Raw genomic sequence first — 16,970 nt, 5'->3', positions numbered from 1 at the left:
TCGGCATCAGTGACGCTCCAGATAGAGGGGGCACTCCACGTCCACGTCCCGCAGGCTCCACATGGTCTCGGTGGCGAGCTGCAGGTCGTCGTCCTGCTCGTACCCGCGGAGAAGAGCCGCCGCCGGGTCCCGAGGGCCCGACCCGAAGGTGCGCCGTGGTTCGTACCGGAGCCTCGAGTTGGTACGCGAAAGGTCGCGCCAACGATCGAGAAACTCCTCGAGCTCAGCAACGACGAACTCTTCGTCCTCACTGACCTCGCTTCCACCGTGCCGCACCGAGTGATCCATGCTGCGCGCCCTCCTCCCGATCAGCTCGATCAGGTCCTCGGCTTTCCCCTCGAATGTGTCGAGTGATGCAGCGGCCTCATCTGCACGCGCCAGCGGCTCGGTCATGCGCAACATCGCGACCAGCGCCGCGTGCAATGCCCGATCACGGGCTCGTGGCGCGAACGGAGTGACGCTGGTCGATTCGACCTGGCGGTACAGCGCCGAGTGATAGGGCACAAAACTCTCGTAGTGCGAGCGATCCCGCGACCGAGACGCGTTGTACATCGTCACGACGAGCCCGGGATCACGCCGGCCAACACGGCTGGTCGCCTGGATGTACTCGGCGGTCGCCTGAGGTTGTCCCATCACCGCCATCAACCCGAGCCGGTCGACGTCCACACCAACCGAGATCATGTTGGTTGCCAGCACGACATCGAGCGGCTGGGCGTCGTCCCCGATCGCGGTGAAGAGCTCCTGAAGACGGGTAGGCACCTCGCTCGATCTGAGCCGGCTCGTCAACTCGCTCAGCAGGAGCTCACCGGAGCGTGAAAGGCCCCCATCCCGATGCGCGAGTTGGCCGAGTCGCTCCACCACGTCCGCATGAACCTGGAGCTCGGCCGCTGAGAGCAGTCGCAGGCTGCTGAAGTAGCCGACAAGCGTCCAGTAGGCATCTCTCACTACCGCCGGCGCGTCGATCCTCGCGGCGTGGTGGAGGAGTGATGCATACGTACGGATCAGAAGGGTCGCCTGGCTCGTCCCGGGCGCCAGCACACCGACATAGCTGCGGGTAGCTCTCCTCGCCGCTGGCGCCTCGACGGCGAACCACGAGTCGCGTGCGTCGAGGCCGGGCGGCGGAAACTGCCGTGTTGTTCGATCGAACAGCCGACGGCCCTGTTCATCGGCTCGTCGGATCGTCGCGGTCGAGGCGATGACCTTGGGGCTGCCGGAGGCGTAGTCCACGGCCGTCTCGTACAAACCGGCGAGGCTGCCGAGCGGACCAGAGATCAGATGCAACTCGTCCTGAACGATCAATTCTGGTGGTGGGGTCCCCTCGAGCGACCCGAGCCGGTTGAAGACGGCGGCGACGTCAGCCTTCCACGTCATCAGCGCGAACTTGTCCGACGTGGCGATCACGAGGGTCGGGTGAGCGTGATAGATCGTCTCGTCCACGACGTGGACCGGGATGCCGTCCAGGAAGGGACATGACGACGAGGGGCATCGGACTACAAGGCGCGTAGCCCTCTCGTCGACCTCGTAGTCGTTGTGATCGATCGGTGTCCCGCACCAGGGACACGACGTCAGCTGGACAGGGTTCTCCTCATCGAGCTGCTTGCCGGCGGCCAGCTGCTCGAGAGCCTTCTTCGCCTCCTTCAGCGAGTTCGGTGTAGCGGCGCGCCCGACCCACATACCGATCGACATGGGCTCCCTGCCGAGGTCCTGCTCCCGACGCCGGACGACCTCCATCGCACAGATCAGCGCGGCCGCCCGCTCGAACTGCTGCAGGGTCAGCAACCGCAGTGTGTAGCGCATGAGCACGGTGACCCCGGCTCCCTGCGCCCCGCCTCGAAGGCGACGAAGATAGGTCGTGAAAGCGATCAGACCGAGGTAGGCCTCCGTCTTCCCTCCGCCGGTCGGGAACCAGAGGAGATCTGCAACGTCGCGGTCCTCGTGGCTCGCGTCCGCGATCCCGTCGAGGCACAGGAGCACGAAACCGATCTGGAAAGGTCGCCAGCTCGCCGCGCTGAGATCGGGCTCGCCGACGCGACCAGCACGGACCCACGCCGACCGGGCGCGCTGCACGGCCATCGTCTCGTTCGCGAGTCGAAATGCCCGCATCACCTGCTCGTCCTGAAGCAGCGCGATTCCGCTCCTCATCCTCCTCGCAGCCGTCGCGCACTCGTCGAGGTGTTGGATTGCCACCTCCGCGTACGGCGTGCCGCTCAGCTCTTCCGCCTCGTCGCGACGTGCGCCGATCCAGACCTCGTAGGCGTCGACGATCGTCAGGAGGCGCGAGCGCACGACATCCTCGGGAGCAAGGGCGAGCTCCTGCATGCTGATGTCGCCGACCGAGGGATTGGATTCGGTGAGCAGGACGTCGCGAGAGGGCACCCATGCAGTCACGAGCCTGCCGGTACGTGCCGGCTCGGCTCCGACCTCGCCGGGCGCCGGCGGCGTCCAGCTCGGCCAGTCGACAGAGCAACCATGTCCGGTGGCGAAGCTCGGCGCGTGGCGATGGAGGAGAGACGCGGTGACGACATCCGGCGGCGCCTCCTCACGCGTTCGCGTGCGGTCGACGATCGCGGGCGAGGTCGTCGACACGGTGACACCAGGTTGGAACCAGCAGTACGGGTCGAGCACCTCTGCCTGATCGACGACAGCCGTGTTCACGAGGCTGACGGTGATCGGGAGCAGACCGCTCGCGGTCGGAACGCGCCGTTTCACTCGGAGCTCGAGCCCATCCCCGACGCGATGGCGTTCCGCGTCCGCACCGATGACGCCCACCTCGAGGATCGTGGGCGTCAACGGACTGCGTCTCCACCGAACGGAGTCTGTGTCCACGCCTCGTCGCTCGGCGCGCGTTGCCGTGACGACACGGCCCGTATCGTCGATCGGCTCGTATCTCGCTGCACGGATCTCGATCTGCAGGGAGGGGCTGCGCTCAGGGTCGACAGAGAAGGTCAGCCCCATCGCGGACGGCTTCTGCACGCTCGAGATCGAGATCCCGGTGTCGACGACCTCGTCGTTGCGCACGCGAGACTCGCCGACATCGTCCTCGCGCGCCTCTGCTTCGTCCCGGCGCGACTCGGCCCCGGCCCGTCGGGCATGAAGAACGCCGGTCACGTACGCCGACAGCGGCTCCTCGTCGAGGATCTCCTCGTCGCCGAGAGCAGGTCCGAGGAGATCCGCCAGGAGGCGATCGGCGAGCTCATTCCTGAAGCCGTAGTGCGGACCGAGGTCAGGCATCTGTGCCGCCTTTCGCGTACTCGAACCACGACAGTCCGACGAGCCGCGGCACCCGCCGCACCCCGAGATCGTTCAGGCCCGCCTGCCGAGTGGCGGCGGCGCCTTCGACGACGGTCTCCAGCGAGTCGACGCGCAGCCCCCGTATCACTGAGGGGTACGTCCGGGGCCGGCTACCGGGGTGCTGCTGCATGAACCCCCGAAGTACTCGTCGAAATCGCGGCGACGCCCCGCCGACGGCCTCTCCCCGGCACATGACGGTGTAGTCCGGCGCCTCGCCGTCCGGCACTACGGTGTCGGTCCGAACCAGATCGACGAGATCTCCGCTCCGCAAGCGAGCGGCATTGCCGGCTTGTTCCTGCTCCACGATCGTCCGGTCGTCGTACCAGCCGGGAATCTGCGCCTCGACGTCCCCGGCCCCACCTTCGAGCCCGAGACGCTTCCAGGGTTCGCGGCCATACCTGCCCCAACGATCGATCTTGTCCGCCTTCCGGACCTGCCACGACCGCACCGGATCGGTAGCCCAAAGTTGGTCACGCGCCCGCGTCAGAGCCACGTAGAGCAGTCGCGCCTCTTCGCCCGATGCTTCGGCGTCCACGTGCTTCCAGTGCACGTTGCTCGGATCGACAATGATCACGTGGTCGAACTCGAGGCCCTTCGCGCGATGGAAACTGCTCACGACCAGGTCGGCTTCTGGCTCAGCCACGATCTCGTCGGGAAGGCGACCTGCGGCTATCGCGTCCCGTAGCCGAACGAGATCCAGGACGCGGCGACCCCTGTCCGCGGCGACCCGCAGCAAGAGCGACCAGGAGACATCCAGGTTCTCCAGGCCGAGGTCCTGAGCTACGGCGTCGAACCGATCTCGGGTCAACGTGACACTGTTCGAGCGGTCGACCAACTCAGCCAACCATCCTGGCACCGCCCGATCCGTCGCAGCTCGCCTCAACCGATGCCGGACATCGTTCTGTCGGAGCGTCTCGGACACGAGCAGCGCCTCACCGTTCGTGCGGCAGAGGATCGCTGTCGAGGTCCCGGTCTCCCTCAACATTCCAAGAGCGAATTCGCTGCCCAAGGGGCCGAGGTGGTCGAGTGACTCAAGTGTGTCCCGCAGTTCGCGGAGCCTACCCTCCTGCCCTCTGTTGTCCCGGAGCGCGACCCCGTGGACGAGCGCTCGTCTCGCGTCGTCGCTCTTGAACCGGAAGCTCGTGGAGAGCTCGAGTTCCACGAGAGCGGGGAATGACCTTCGCAGGTCCGCTATGAAGGTACTGTCGCGGTCGGCCGTGTCCGCCTGGAAGCCGTAGATCGCCTGGGCGAGGTCGCCGACCAGCGTGAAGCCGCACTCGAACTCGCTGAGGAGCGTGTGAACGAGCCTGCGGCGCGCACCCACGAGGTCCTGGACCTCATCGACGACGACGTGGCGGAGGTCCTCGCGCAACTCCACCGAATCGTCACCCAGAAGTTGGGTCGCTTCACGGATTCGCCGGTCGAAGTTCCCGTCGAGATCGATCCCCTCCCGCCCGGCCTCGCGAAGAATTTCCAAGGCCCAGGAGTCGAACGTACGAGCACGGACACGTGCGACGTCCCCGCCTAGTTCACGCAGGCGGTGCCTCAAGGTAGCGACAGCTGCGCGCGAGAAGGTGAGCACGAGGACCTCGTGGCCGGCCAACCCCTCTGCATCGAGGAGATGCGCCACCCGATGCGCGAGCGTGTGGGTCTTGCCGGTCCCCGGGCCGGCCGTCACCAGGGTGGTCGCGTCCGCCGGGAGCTCCACGATTCGGCGCTGCTCATCGGTGAGGTCGTAGTTCTCATCGGGCGCACTCATCGGTCGTCAGCCCAGAGGTACTCGAAGCCCGACCAGGCCAGCTGACCCTCGAAGTTCTCGATGTTGTCGCTGACATCGAGAATGAGACAGTCAGGCGAGCCGCCGTTCTCGGGTCCACGGAGCCCGCGGCCGATCATCTGTTGGTAGACGTTCGGGCTGAAGGTAGGACGCGCGACAACGACGGCACGGGTCGCCGGCGCATCAAAGCCCTGTGCGAGGACTCCGTAGTTGGTGAGGACCCGGATTTCCTTCCGCCGATAGGACTCGATGGTCTGGCGCCGTTGTCCGGGCGGTGTCGACCCGTCGATGGAGGCTGCCTTGACCCCGCGTGCGTTGAGCGATGCAGCCAGGAACTTCGCGTGCTCGACGGATACGGCAAAGACCAGGACGGCCCAGTCGGCCGGCAGGGCGACGATCTCCCTGATCAGAGTGTTGTTGCGGGCCTCGTCTTGACCCAGCTGCGCCTCCGCGGCCGCCGGGAGCGTGCCCATCCTGTCGGCGTGCGCCTTCTGGTCCTCCGAAAGCCTCATCGTCGAACCTGCGAGCTCTCGGTGCTGCACTCGCGCCAGGACACCGCTTCGCTGCAGTACGACGGCCGGCTCCTCCTCACCGAAGAGGTCCTCGTCGAGCCTGTTCCGGCCGAATCGCTCGACGAGCAATCTCGTCTCTGCCTCGTTCCGACCACGGAACGGGGTCGCCGTGAGCCCGATCAAGGGGCGGTCGGTTCGTCGTGCCTGCAGGCTGAGGCCCAGCCTCTCGAAGATCCGTGTATAGGTCGGAGTCGTCGCACGATGTGCCTCGTCGACAATGACCAGCGCGGGACGGCGCAACCACCCCAGATCCTCGCGGTCCAGTCGCTGGTTGAGGGTCGCATCGGTCGCAACGACGAGGTGGGTGTTCTCCTCGACCGGCACGACGTCGTTGCCGCCCCAGAACCGGGAGATCGTCAGCTCTTCCTCCGGCCCGACCTTGCTCCAGACGAACTTCCAGCTCTGCACCGCCTGCTCGCAGAGCTCGTTGGACTCGGCGATCCACAGGACCGGGCCCGAGAGGGCGCGCGCCTTGACGACCCTGATCACGGCCTCAACAGCGACGCGCGTCTTCCCCGCTCCTGTAGGCAGGCGGAGCAGGGCCCGCTTCGGAGTCGACTCGAGGAGCAGGTCGCGCATCCTCGTCGCGAGGGTCTCCTGATAGTCGTGGAGCGCCGGGTACATCGAGGGACCCGCGACGGTCTCGGTCACCGGCGGCGCCGGCACCGAGGCGCCCGCGAAGGTGTTCGGCAGTCCGAGGTCGGCCACAAAACGTCGCGCGCTCTCGTTGCCGATGTACGACCGCGGAGCGTTCTCGGTGCGACCTGCGACCTCCTCCGCGTACTCCCGAAGCAGACCGGGTCCGTGCGCGTCGATCGCCAGCTGCCCCACCTCGACCGAGGTGAGAGGGCGCCCGCGACGGCGCTTCTCGGCTGCCTCGAGTCCTTCCGGCAGTCGACCGCGGAGTGCCTCTTCACCCAAGAGGCGGACGACCTTCTCCGGGACCGAGGCAGTCTTACGGATCTCCTGGACCTTCTGCGACCTCGCCCTCTTCGCCTGGTTCTCGATCAGTGCGCGACACTGCGCCGGACCGAGCCCCAGAGAGAGCTCGGCGTCCACGGCCCGCAGAGTGGCCAGATCGTCCTCGGGTTCGAGCACGAGGACCGTCATGTCCTTGCTGGCTCGACTCAGCGGGGTGGCGCTCACGCCCTGAGGCGAGTGGACCAGTCGCTCGAGTTCGGAGCATCGCTGGACAGACCAGCCGTCGACCCGCTGCTTTCGCGCCTTCAGCGCGGGAAACAGGTCCAGGATGACTTCGGGGTCTGCCTGTGGAACGACCCGGAGCTCCTTCTTGATGAGATCGGCCCCACGCTTCATGCCCCACTGCTCGATGAGCAACGCCGCATCGTCGTCGGACTCCATCAGGAGAACCGGACTCCCGGCTCGGACCAGCTCGTCGTAATCCTCGCGCGTGGCGCTCACGGCGATCTCGGGGTCGTCCCTCTGCTCCCAGGAGGTCCCGACGCGGCACCAGGTACGAACACCGTCGGGCCAGGTGGCCCCGTGTCGCAGCATGAGCGCGTAGAGCTGTCCGGGCAGGTGCTCCTGCTCCGGGGCTTCGAGTCTTGCGATGGCGCGACGCCACGTGGCTTCCGGCACTGCCTCGACGCTGGCGGGCAGTTTGAGAACGTCGCCGGTCAGCTCGCCGACCCGCGCGACCGGAAGGACGTCCTCATGAGTCTTCAGGGAGGGCCCCACTGTCTCGCGGACACGCAACAGGCCCAGCGACGTCTGGAGCCATCCGTGCCGACGGGCCATCCAGGCCAATGGGGACTGGAATTGCCGCCTGGTGGTCTGCTGGCGCCCCATCTGGATCGACCAGTTCTGGACCAGCCCCGACGCTGGGACGTGCTCGAGGAACGCCGCAGCCCCTTCAGGGCTCAGCTTGCTCAGCAGGCGCAGGGGGCCGGCAGGAGGAGTGCCCTCGACCTGCATCGTCGCGAGTTGCGGCCGGCGGGCGTCGGCAGGCAAGGCTCGCATGAACGCGTGCCACGCCGCTTCGCGGTAGTCCTCGTACCACTCCTCCTTGGTGGGATCGACACGAGGAGCGGGGCTCTCGAGGAGCCCGAGTGACGAGAGGACAGTGAGGTCCGGGGCATGGAAACCGTCGTCGAGGGCGATGAGCTGATCGCGGCTGCCGTCGGCCGGCACGACCCGCCCTGGCCGGAGCACCTCCGCGATCGGGCGGAACTGCCCGGCCACGACCCGGACACGGAGCTGTTCGAGTCCTCTGGGTCGATCCTTCAGCACCTCGAACGTGCTCGCGGGTCCCGCCTCCCGCGTCAGCTCCCAGAAGCGTTGCCAGTCCTCGTCATCGTAGGAACCGAATCCGCGGTCGGCTGCGGCGGACAGGCGCCCGTTCGCATCCGCCTCGTTGATGCGAAGGCTGGACAACGCGCTCGCGATGCCGAACTTGTCAAGAACTCGACGGTTCACGTACACGAGATCATCAGCCACGGAGCCGACGTCCGACCGAAGAAACACGGTTCCCGGGCGCGGCGCGACCAGATCGCCCCGTTCGGTGAGAACGACCTTCGCCTCCAGCGCCTGCTTCGCCAAGGAGTGCTCGTTGTCCTGGAGCCGAGCCACGATGCTGATCGCCGTCGCGCTGGCCGCAGGTTCGCGAGACGCAACGAGCGCCTCGAGCCACCGGGTCACGGTACTCGCCCTGCAGCCGGCCGACTCGAAGATCTGCTCGACGCGGGCACGTCGCTCACGCGACTCGAGCGACGGATGCACCCAATCCGATGGACGTTGCGGGGAGCCGGCCCAGAGATCGAGAAGAGCGCGATCGAGGTTCTCAGGGTGAAGTCGCACATCGGCCGGCCGACGGAGCCGACCGTCTTGATCAACGACGGACGGGTTCCGTCCCGTAGCGCGCCAGATGGCGGCGGTCAGCTTTTCGTCGGCGAACTGGGGTGCCTCTCGACCTCGACCGGGCAGATAGGCGAGGTAGGAGCCGGGGTCGTCCTGCGCGACCAGGTGCGGCAGAGACTCAACCACGAGGTCCGCCGCGACTTCGATGAGCTCCTCGTTGAATGCGTTCCCATCGAAGATCGCCTGACGATCCTCCGAGGTCTTCCAGGGAGCATTGAGGATACCGCGCAGCAGAGTCGCGAACTTGGTAGGGAAATAGGACCAGAAGAGCCCGCGGGACTGCGCACTCCGAGGCACCGCCCAGCTGATATCGATCGTCGGCCGGTCGTGGAGCTCACCGGCAGAGGCGAGCGCTCCCTCGCTCGGCCGGTGCGCACGGGTGAACACGCGCCAGTGGTGCTGAACGGTGTCGCCGTTCGGCGTCTCCTCCTGCAGCGTGTGGGTCACTCCCTCCTGCCGGAGGAAGAACTGTCGGTCGACCCTGGCGCGGCGGCGATCCGACAAGGTCACCGTTCCGACGTGCGGTGAGAACAGCGGGAACTCGACCGGGAAAGACCTCAGGTCGCGTGCCAGTCGCTCTGCGGCGCCCTCTTTCAAGGGTAGGCGTACCACTGTGGTCGCCCAGGTGAGCATCTCGTCGAGGACGGGATCGTCGGTTCGCTCGTCGTCGCCGTCGAGTGGACGTGCCATGCGCAGAACCGGGGTGTTGACTGCATCGGTCTGTACGGCTCGGATTCGCTTCGCCGACCACTCGCGGTCGAACCCGAAAGCGAAGAGCTCGTCCTCGCCGAAGGTGCTGAAGAACTGCGGCGCGTCGCAGATGGCCAACACAGACTTGACCCCGACACCGAAGCGACCGATCTGGCCTCCACGCTTCTTCGAGACGCTCATCCTGAGAATGGTGTCCGCTCCCTCGGCGGTCACCGGCGATCCCTCGTTCGCGCAGTACAAGGTCGTGGCCGTCAGCGTGACAGCGATCTCGCCGCCGGACTTGGTCCGCAGCTCGTCTGCGGCATTCTGCACCAGTTCGAAGATCTGTCGATCTCCGTAGCCACCCTGCTCGATCCGTCGCTCGTTGTTCGCATGCTCCTCGACGAGCCCGGGATCGACGCGATACACCCCGAGCGCACGGATCGTCTGGGCTTCGACGAGCTCCAGCACCGGATTGTCGGGCGGACGCTCTTCAGTCACGATGCGCTCCCTCCGCAACGGCTTTCTGAGCCAGCTCTCTGCCTCGCCTCGCGATCTCAGCGCCTGCCGCGACCGACTCTGGAGTCGTGTCCTCGACATCCGGTCCGGCCGGCAACGGCTGCCACGAGGTCGGCCGGGGGACGCCTCGCCCGACCCACCGGAGGTAGCCGGAGCGATCGTCCTGTTGGAAGCCCGTCTCGACCTCGGGCGGACAACCGGCGGTGACCAGGTTGAGAACCCGCGCCAGTTCGTTGACCTCCGAGGCCGAGCCGCCCGAGCCATCCGCCGTTGTCGGTACCAGGACCTCGAGAAGCCCCAGGGCCAAGGATCGGCAGCGCACCAGAGGGCGGTGCAGATAGCTGTTCGGAAGATCTTGGAGCACGAACGCACGCTCGACTGTCCGGTAGTCCGTTCCGTCGCGGAACAGCTCCGCGCCCCACCACAGGCGCGCGAACGCCTGCTTGTGAATCGGACCCACGAGGCGGTCCACCGCGACGTCGCCCTTGGCGTCCGACCAGCGCCACTGAACGACCTCGAGGTAGCGGTTGGCGATCCAGGCCCACATCAGGCGGTCAGCGGCCTCACTCCGGGTGAGACGCAGCGCGAAGTGCAGCCGTGGGGCCAGCCAGCGATCCGAAGCGGCTCGGTCCTCGTCCCAGGCACCGTCCACACGCCGACGCACGAACTCGACCATCAGCTCGTCGAACACATCGGTGCCGACGATCTCGCCATGGCGACGGCGAACCAGCTGCGACATCTCCCTGACCTCCTCTGGGTCGCGGGACCAGATCAGATCCGCAGACACGAGTCGTCGAAGCTCAGACAACCCTGATCTCCTCACAGGCCGTCGCCACGGCGCCCCGACGCCCCACCACCTCGTCGATGGCGAGATCGATTCGACTCCAGAGATCGCCGGACGAGGAGTCCGAATCACCGCCGGCCAGACGTTGGTAGAGCTCCTCGACCGACCCCATGCCACCCATCACCTCGGCGATGGCCTCGCACACCTGCCGGTGCAGGTCCTCCTGAGGAGCGATGACCGTTCCGTCGTCCGCCTCGACCACCTCGGCCGCGGCCGCTCGCATCAGCGAGGAGACCGCCAGCCGAGCGACGTCGCTTCCCAGGAGATCCCGGAGTCGACGCCGCTCGAGCTTCGCCGAGTCGGCGTGGAGCAGATCCCGCAAGCCGGGGAGCGCGGAGTTCAGCAGCAACTGCGGTGTCGCTCCGAGCGTTGTCTCCATGACGGCTGAGGCAAGGGGCGAGCCCTTCACGACGGCGGGGGCGTCCTCGGAGGAGAAGTCGACCCACGTCAACCCGAAGGGCAATCCTCCGGCCGTCCTCGGGGCCACACCGACCTGGGCGACAACGGTCCAGGGAGCGGACCGACCGATCACACGCCGGCGACCGTGATGGACCGCAGCCACCTCGACGGTCAGGATCACGTCGCGAGCGATCTCGTCTCGATGGATCTCCACCAGGCCATCCCCGGGGAGGCCCGACAGCACGAACGGCACCCGCGTGGCGGAGTCACGCGACGAAGCGACGACGTAACAGATCAGGTCCTCGAAGACCGAGCCGTCCTCGTCGGTCGCGACAAGCACTCGGCAACTGAAGCGGTCCCACGCGTGGTCTCCGGGCAGGACCACCCGGAGGTGGTCCTGGTCCTTCGTGATGCCGCGAGCCGGAGCCTCATCGAGCTGGAGATCCTGGAGATCGACCTGTGGTGGAGCGGCCAGAACGGGCCAGGCGAAGCGAACGCTCATGTCGTCACCTGCGCCGTCGCGAGCGGGCCGGTTTCCCTCAGAACGACGTCGATTCCCGTCTCGCCTGCAGGCACAAGCAGTTCGCGAGTACTGGAGGCGCGCAGCCGCACGGTGGTCGATCGCCCCCGCCCGATCCGAGGTACTTGCAGAATGCCGTCGGCCACCGACGCGTCCGTGGTGAGCGACTCCAGGTGCTCCCAGGGGACGAGCTGGTGAGAGCCGTCGAGCCCGACCAGCGCCAGGGACGGGCGCATCGACCAGCCCTCCGCCCTGTTCCTCGCCCTGACCTCAAAAGTGATGTGCCAGCGGCCGTCCTCGACCTCCCATGCCTTGATGTCGACGTCGGGCTTCTTCGACGTCGTCCCCGCGCCACCCGGACCAGCCGATCCGCGCAGGAAGTCGAGGTTCTTCACCACAGCTCGAGGCGGCTTGGCCGTGTCTCCCATGGTGCTGCCGAAGAGGCCGACGAGCGCCGCCATCACGTTCTTCTCGATGGCACGGAGGTTCGGGAGCCATGGCGCGACGTAGTGCGCGCTGAGATTGGCCTGCGAGGCTCCCCGTCCGGGGACCCAACGGTCGTGTGCCGGAGGTTCGGAGAAGCGCAGGAAATCGTCGGCGCGGACGTCATCCTGTGGCGGATCACCGGGTCTCATCGCGGCACCTGCCACGAGGAAGGCGTGATAAGTCGTCCCCTCGAACGTGCGAGGCAGCTTCTGGACGACCATCTCGGGTCTGCGGAACAGACACACCTGGTTCTCCAGCGTGTCCTTCTGTGTGTCCGAAATCGTCACGACGAGCTTGGCGGTGTGACCGAACTTCGGATGCTTGTCGCCGGTGCGACGACGCGAGATCTCCACCGGAACGTCCCTGACGACGACCGAGTAGGGGTCGCCGAGGTGCTGGTCGACGTCACCGGCGTCGAACCGCCGGAGAGCGCGGACGAGTTCGGTGAAGGTCTCCTCCGGGTCCACCCGCTCCTCGAGTAGCTGCTCGCCGTCGTCGACCTCGATCCGGACTCGTAGTCCACCTCGGGTCAACAACGGCCAGAAATTCTCCTCGATGCCGTTCCGGAGCTCCTTGGCGAGATCGTGCAGCTCTGCCAGTTCGTTCCCGCGCAGCAGCTTCTCAGGCTGGTCGGGATCGTGGAAGCCGACGAGAAGAGCTGAGGTCCCGGGACGCGGGTCGTGACGTCCCAGGTACAGGTCATCGGCGAGGCGTTCGTCGTCCCAGGAGGAGACCACGTTGCCGGCGTCGTCGAGATCACCGAAGCATCCCCGACCTTGGTAGCCCTGCGTGCCCACGCGGTGGACCACGCCCTGGTTCACCCCGAAAAGGCGGGTCCGAGGTCGATCACCTGCGACCGCGGGGAGGGAAGAGTTGAAGATGACGGTCTGGATGCGGGAGAAGCGCCAGTAGACGGCCTTCCCCAGACCGAAGGAGCCGCCGGCCCCCTCGTCCTTACCGCTGAAGAGGTCGAGCCGACAGAGCTTGATGAAGTCCCCGTAGTCCGCCGGGTCGCCGACCGTCAGTTCGGGCCCACCGAGCCCTCTACAGCCGTAATCGGCGATGCGCAGCAGGGTCAGAGCCGGCGCGTTCCGCATGATCTCGAGGTTCGCCTGGATCTGACCGGCCGTGACCGCGCCCGCCGCCGCGGAGCCCATCGACCGGAGGTGGGGTTCGAGCTGGTCCCACCCCATCGCTTCCTCGAATCGACGACGGCGTTCGCCCGTCAATCGGATCAAGGTGTAGACCAGCTCGGCGGGCTCTGTGGACCGCCTGGCGTCGTTCGAGTTCTGTGCGGTCTCCCGGGCCAAGGAGTCGAGACCTGCGTTCAGCGTCCACTGGTTGGCGTTCCCGTAGTTCCCGTAGGTAGGGCTCTGGCGCTCCCACTTCCAGACAGCAACCACGCTGCAGCTGACCCCCTCTTACTCCATCCGGCCCCGCGCGGCCCGGAGGGTACTTCAGGATCCGCCCCGAAGCGATCTCTCTCACGCGGTGCCATCGCTCCGCACCCGGACGTCCGTTACGTCCGGTTGGAAGCCCAGCCGGGAGGCCGCTCAGCGATCACCCCGTCGGCACGGGGCACGGACGTTCCGCCGGTAGCATCCGCCCCGTGGCCTCGGAGGAACCGTCGCCGGACGTCCGGCTCGTCGATCTGTTCGCTGGGCCGGGCGGTCTCGACGTCGCTGCGACCTGGCTCGGCATCCGCGCCCTCGGGGTCGAGTGGGACGACGACGCCTGCGCCACGCGGGAAGCAGCCGGACTGCTCACCGTCTCCGACGACGTACGACGGCTCGTGCCGTCGGACCTCCCGACCGCCACGATCCTGACAGCCGGTCCGCCCTGCCAGACGTTCACCATCGCCGGAGCAGGCAACGGGCGAAGGGCCCTGCAGAAGGTGCTCGCGATGATCGGGCGGTTGGACAGGGGCGAGAACGTCAAGAAGGACCTCGGGGCACTCGACGACGAGCGGACAGGGCTCGTTCTCGAACCACTCCGATGGCTGCTGGAGGCTGAGAGGGCCGGCCATCCGTACGAGGCGGTCGTCCTGGAGCAGGTCCCCGCCGTTCTCCCCGTGTGGAAGTCGATAGAGATCGTCCTGAATCGCCACGGGTACCACACCGACGTTGGTGTGCTCGGCACGGAGGAGTACGGGGTTCCGCAGACGCGACGGCGCGCATTGCTCCTCGCGCACCGTCGCCATCGACCGCGACTGCCGAGCCCGACGCACCGGGCCTATCGACGGGGGGTGGCGCGCGACCAGGGCGATGATCAGTTACAACCGTGGGAGACGATGAGCGGGGTTGTCGCGCGAGCGAGCGACTTCGTCGCCGTCTCCAACTACGGCACCAATGGAGACCCCGCCGATCGGGGACGCAGGAGCTCCGAGGAGCCGGCGGCGACGATCACCGGCAAGGTCGGTCGCGTTCGGCTCGAGGGCGAGGGCATCAGCGGGACAGCCGGAAGGCTCTCGCCCGCGGAGGCCGGCCGTCTGCAGACGTTCCCTCTCGACTACCCCTGGTCGGGAAAGAACCAGGGACAGCAGATCGGCAACGCGATCCCTCCTCGGCTCGGGGCGCATGCGCTCGCCGCGGTACTGGGCTTGACGCTCCCACCGGCGCTGCTCGACAACTGCGTCAACGAGTCCTGGTCCCCCGAGGTCCGAGAAGGAACCCTCGACCGACTCCTGCCGCGCCCGGTCCGGGACGACTTCTTCGACCGGTCCTCCGAACCGACGCTGTTCAGCCACTGATCTCACCGCCCGCGCCGTCGGTCCGTCGCAAGAGCCCGAGCACCAGGCGCCGATTGTCGGGTCGCGGGTGGATCATCGATACGCCAGCACCGAGGAGGGCATCGCTGATGGGCGTCTTCATGTCGAGGCAGTTCCACAAGGACCTCGAGCTCGATGGTTCGATCAAGGCGAGAGCCTGGGACTTTCTGGCCAAGCTCAACAGCAACGCCGACCTCACTGGTCTCGACCTGAAGAAGCCGAAGAACCCTGCCGATCCCAAGGTTCGCACGGCCCGTGTGGACCAGCAGTACCGCGCTGTCATGTTCGCGGTCAGCGACGACACCGAACCGACGTGGCTCCTCGCCGCGATCAAGAACCACGACGACGCCTACGAACTCGCAGGCTCGTTGGTCTACGAGGTCAACCCGGCCAACGGAGCCATGGAGGTCTATCGACCGTCGGCCGTCGAGAAGACCGTCGACACGTTCCGCACCCGTCCCACCCTTCTGGACAGCCCACAGGTCCTTCCGTTCACGCCGGAGGAACTGATCGAGGTCGGGATCAACGCCGAGGTCGCCGCCGAAGCTGTCCGGCTCACCAGCGAGGACGACATCCTCAGCCTTGCCGTCGACCTCCCCGCCTGGCAGCAACAGGTGCTCCTCGATCTCGCCACCGGCGCCTCCCTCGATGACGTCCGGGCGACGTACGGAAACGAGAAGCCCGCAGCCGCGGACGACCCTGCCGTCGCGGTCCGGCTGCCGACCAGCCGCATGGAGTTCGTCTACCTGGACACGGACGACGAGCTCCGGCGAATGCTCGAGGGCGATTTCGCGGCCTGGCGGACCTACCTCCACCCCACTCAGCGCTCGATCGCGTATCGCGAGACATACAACGGTCCGTTCCGGCTCGCCGGCGGCGCCGGGACCGGCAAGACCGTCGTGGCGCTGCATCGCACGGCGCACCTCGCCGCACGCGGGAGCGTGCTCCTCTGCGCCTTCACACGAAACCTCGCGGCGAACCTGCGCGGTGATCTGAGCAGCCTGTTGGCTCCGGACTCAGCGAAGCGGGCCGAAGTCCTCGGGGTGGACCAGGTCGTCCGTCGAGTCGTCGAATCGGTCGACGGACATCCGGGACAGCCCCTCGATCCACGCGAGGAGAATCAGCGCTGGAGTCGCGCGGTCCACGAGGCCGGGGTTCCGAACGACCTCGCCCCGAGTCTGACTCCGTCGTTCCTCGCCGGTGAATACCGTGCAGTCGTCCTCGCCCAGTCCGTCGCGACCAAGGACGCCTACCTGAAGGCCCGACGCACCGGTCGCGGAACCCGCCTCACCCGTGTACAGCGAACGGCCGTGTGGCGCGTCTTCGAAGCGTTCCGGCGCGACGTGGCGTCTGACGGGCGGACCACATACGACGTACTCTCGGGACGAGCCGCGGAGATCCTGGCTGATCCGGAGCTGCGGCCGCTGGCTCCTTCCTTCGACCATGTCGTCGTCGACGAGGGCCAGGACCTCCATGCCGGCCACTGGCGTGTCCTGCGCCGACTGGTCGCCCCGGGGCCTAACGACATGTTCCTCTGCGAGGACGGTCACCAGCGCATCTACGGTGAACGGCTCACTCTTGGACGTCTCGGCATCGACACCCGCGGACGCTCACGTCGTCTGACGTTGAACTACCGCACCACACGTCAGAATCTGCGTTTCGCGATGGACGTGATGGACCGAGCGGGGGTGGTCGACCTCGACGGCGATCCAGACACGGTGGCCGGATATCACTCGGCGTTCGACGGGCCCTCACCCGAGGTGCGGGGCTTCACCTCCGACGCCGAGCAGATGCAGTTCGTGACCGAGACAGTCGAGCAGTGGCTCTCTGAGAAGGTCGAGGCGCGGTCGATCGCGGTGCTGTCCCGACGCGGTACCGAACAGGACCAGGTACGCGGCGCGTTGGAACGGGTGGGCGTCGCGGTCGAGATCATCGACAGGGACGGCCCCGGGGACCGCGACGCCGTCAAGCTCGCCACGATGCACCGCTCCAAAGGAACCGAGTTCTCAGCGGTGGTCGTCGTCGGCGCGCAGAAGGGCGTCCTTCCCCTCGACTTCGTCATCGACCAGCTTCCGAGCCTCGAACGTGAGGCGGGAGTGGCCCGCGAGCGTTCGCTGTTCTATGTGGCCTGCAGCCGCGCGCGCGATCGGCTGGTGGTCACCTGGGCGCGGACTCCCAGCCCGTTCCTGCCCGCACCACACTGAGAGCTGTCTGGACGATGCCGAAGC

Annotated in this window: 7 protein-coding genes and 2 pseudogenes; 2 read left to right on the top strand and 7 right to left on the bottom strand. The window is 67.1% G+C overall.

Going from position 1 to position 16,970, the window contains the following annotated elements:
• Window positions 1–6: 6 nt before the first annotated feature.
• The 7 genes and pseudogenes from ACFPK1_RS02020 to ACFPK1_RS01990 all read right to left on the bottom strand — a co-directional run bounded on the left by ACFPK1_RS02020 (window position 7) and on the right by ACFPK1_RS01990 (window position 13,378).
• Window positions 7–3,231, bottom strand: a complete 3,225-nt coding sequence (locus ACFPK1_RS02020; protein ID WP_378019216.1) for a helicase-related protein — start codon at window positions 3,229–3,231, stop codon at window positions 7–9.
• Entirely contained in the window at window positions 3,224–5,050 is a 1,827-nt protein-coding gene (locus tag ACFPK1_RS02015) for a UvrD-helicase domain-containing protein (RefSeq protein WP_378019215.1), read from the bottom strand. The genes ACFPK1_RS02020 and ACFPK1_RS02015 overlap by 8 nt, the downstream gene beginning before the upstream one ends.
• A pseudogene (locus ACFPK1_RS02010) lies at window positions 5,047–6,240 on the bottom strand (DEAD/DEAH box helicase); the annotation flags it as partial. The pseudogene ACFPK1_RS02010 and the gene ACFPK1_RS02015, both read right to left, overlap by 4 nt.
• A 3,090-nt stretch (window positions 6,241–9,330) precedes the next feature.
• Window positions 9,331–9,807, bottom strand: a pseudogene (locus ACFPK1_RS02005) (sacsin N-terminal ATP-binding-like domain-containing protein); the annotation flags it as partial.
• A complete protein-coding gene (locus ACFPK1_RS02000; RefSeq protein ID WP_378019214.1) occupies window positions 9,701–10,465 on the bottom strand; it encodes a DUF6339 family protein in 765 nt (254 codons plus the stop codon). The pseudogene ACFPK1_RS02005 and the gene ACFPK1_RS02000, both read right to left, overlap by 107 nt.
• Before the next feature lie 61 nt (window positions 10,466–10,526).
• The gene (locus ACFPK1_RS01995) at window positions 10,527–11,471 is read right to left on the bottom strand and encodes a hypothetical protein (RefSeq protein WP_378019213.1); all 945 of its coding nucleotides are present in this window, start codon (window positions 11,469–11,471) and stop codon (window positions 10,527–10,529) included.
• Window positions 11,468–13,378, bottom strand: coding sequence for a hypothetical protein (locus ACFPK1_RS01990; RefSeq protein ID WP_378019212.1), 1,911 nt, complete (start codon window positions 13,376–13,378; stop codon window positions 11,468–11,470). Before ACFPK1_RS01990 ends, ACFPK1_RS01995 begins: the two co-directional genes overlap by 4 nt.
• A 206-nt stretch (window positions 13,379–13,584) precedes the next feature.
• On the opposite strand from ACFPK1_RS01990, the gene ACFPK1_RS01985 reads away from it, so the two are divergent.
• Together ACFPK1_RS01985 and ACFPK1_RS01980 are read left to right on the top strand one after the other, a co-directional pair.
• Window positions 13,585–14,724: a DNA cytosine methyltransferase gene (locus tag ACFPK1_RS01985; RefSeq protein WP_378019211.1), complete on the top strand. Its 1,140-nt coding sequence runs from the start codon at window positions 13,585–13,587 to the stop codon at window positions 14,722–14,724.
• A gap of 107 nt (window positions 14,725–14,831) precedes the next feature.
• The gene (locus ACFPK1_RS01980) at window positions 14,832–16,946 is read left to right on the top strand and encodes a 3'-5' exonuclease (protein WP_378019210.1); all 2,115 of its coding nucleotides are present in this window, start codon (window positions 14,832–14,834) and stop codon (window positions 16,944–16,946) included.
• Window positions 16,947–16,970: the final 24 nt, after the last annotated feature.

Source organism: Actinomycetospora rhizophila (genome assembly GCF_042657905.1).
GTDB classification, from domain to species: Bacteria; Actinomycetota; Actinomycetes; order Mycobacteriales; family Pseudonocardiaceae; genus Actinomycetospora; species Actinomycetospora rhizophila.
This window is presented reverse-complemented; position numbering and strand designations above follow the sequence as displayed.

Coding starts and splice junctions, on each gene's coding strand:
- ACFPK1_RS02020 (WP_378019216.1), bottom strand. CDS start 3,231: ATGCCTGACCTCGGTCCGCACTACGGCTTCAGGAATGAGCTCGCCGAT.
- ACFPK1_RS02015 (WP_378019215.1), bottom strand. CDS start 5,050: ATGAGTGCGCCCGATGAGAACTACGACCTCACCGATGAGCAGCGCCGA.
- ACFPK1_RS02000 (WP_378019214.1), bottom strand. CDS start 10,465: ATGTCGCAGCTGGTTCGCCGTCGCCATGGCGAGATCGTCGGCACCGAT.
- ACFPK1_RS01995 (WP_378019213.1), bottom strand. CDS start 11,471: ATGAGCGTTCGCTTCGCCTGGCCCGTTCTGGCCGCTCCACCACAGGTC.
- ACFPK1_RS01980 (WP_378019210.1), top strand. CDS start 14,832: ATGGGCGTCTTCATGTCGAGGCAGTTCCACAAGGACCTCGAGCTCGAT.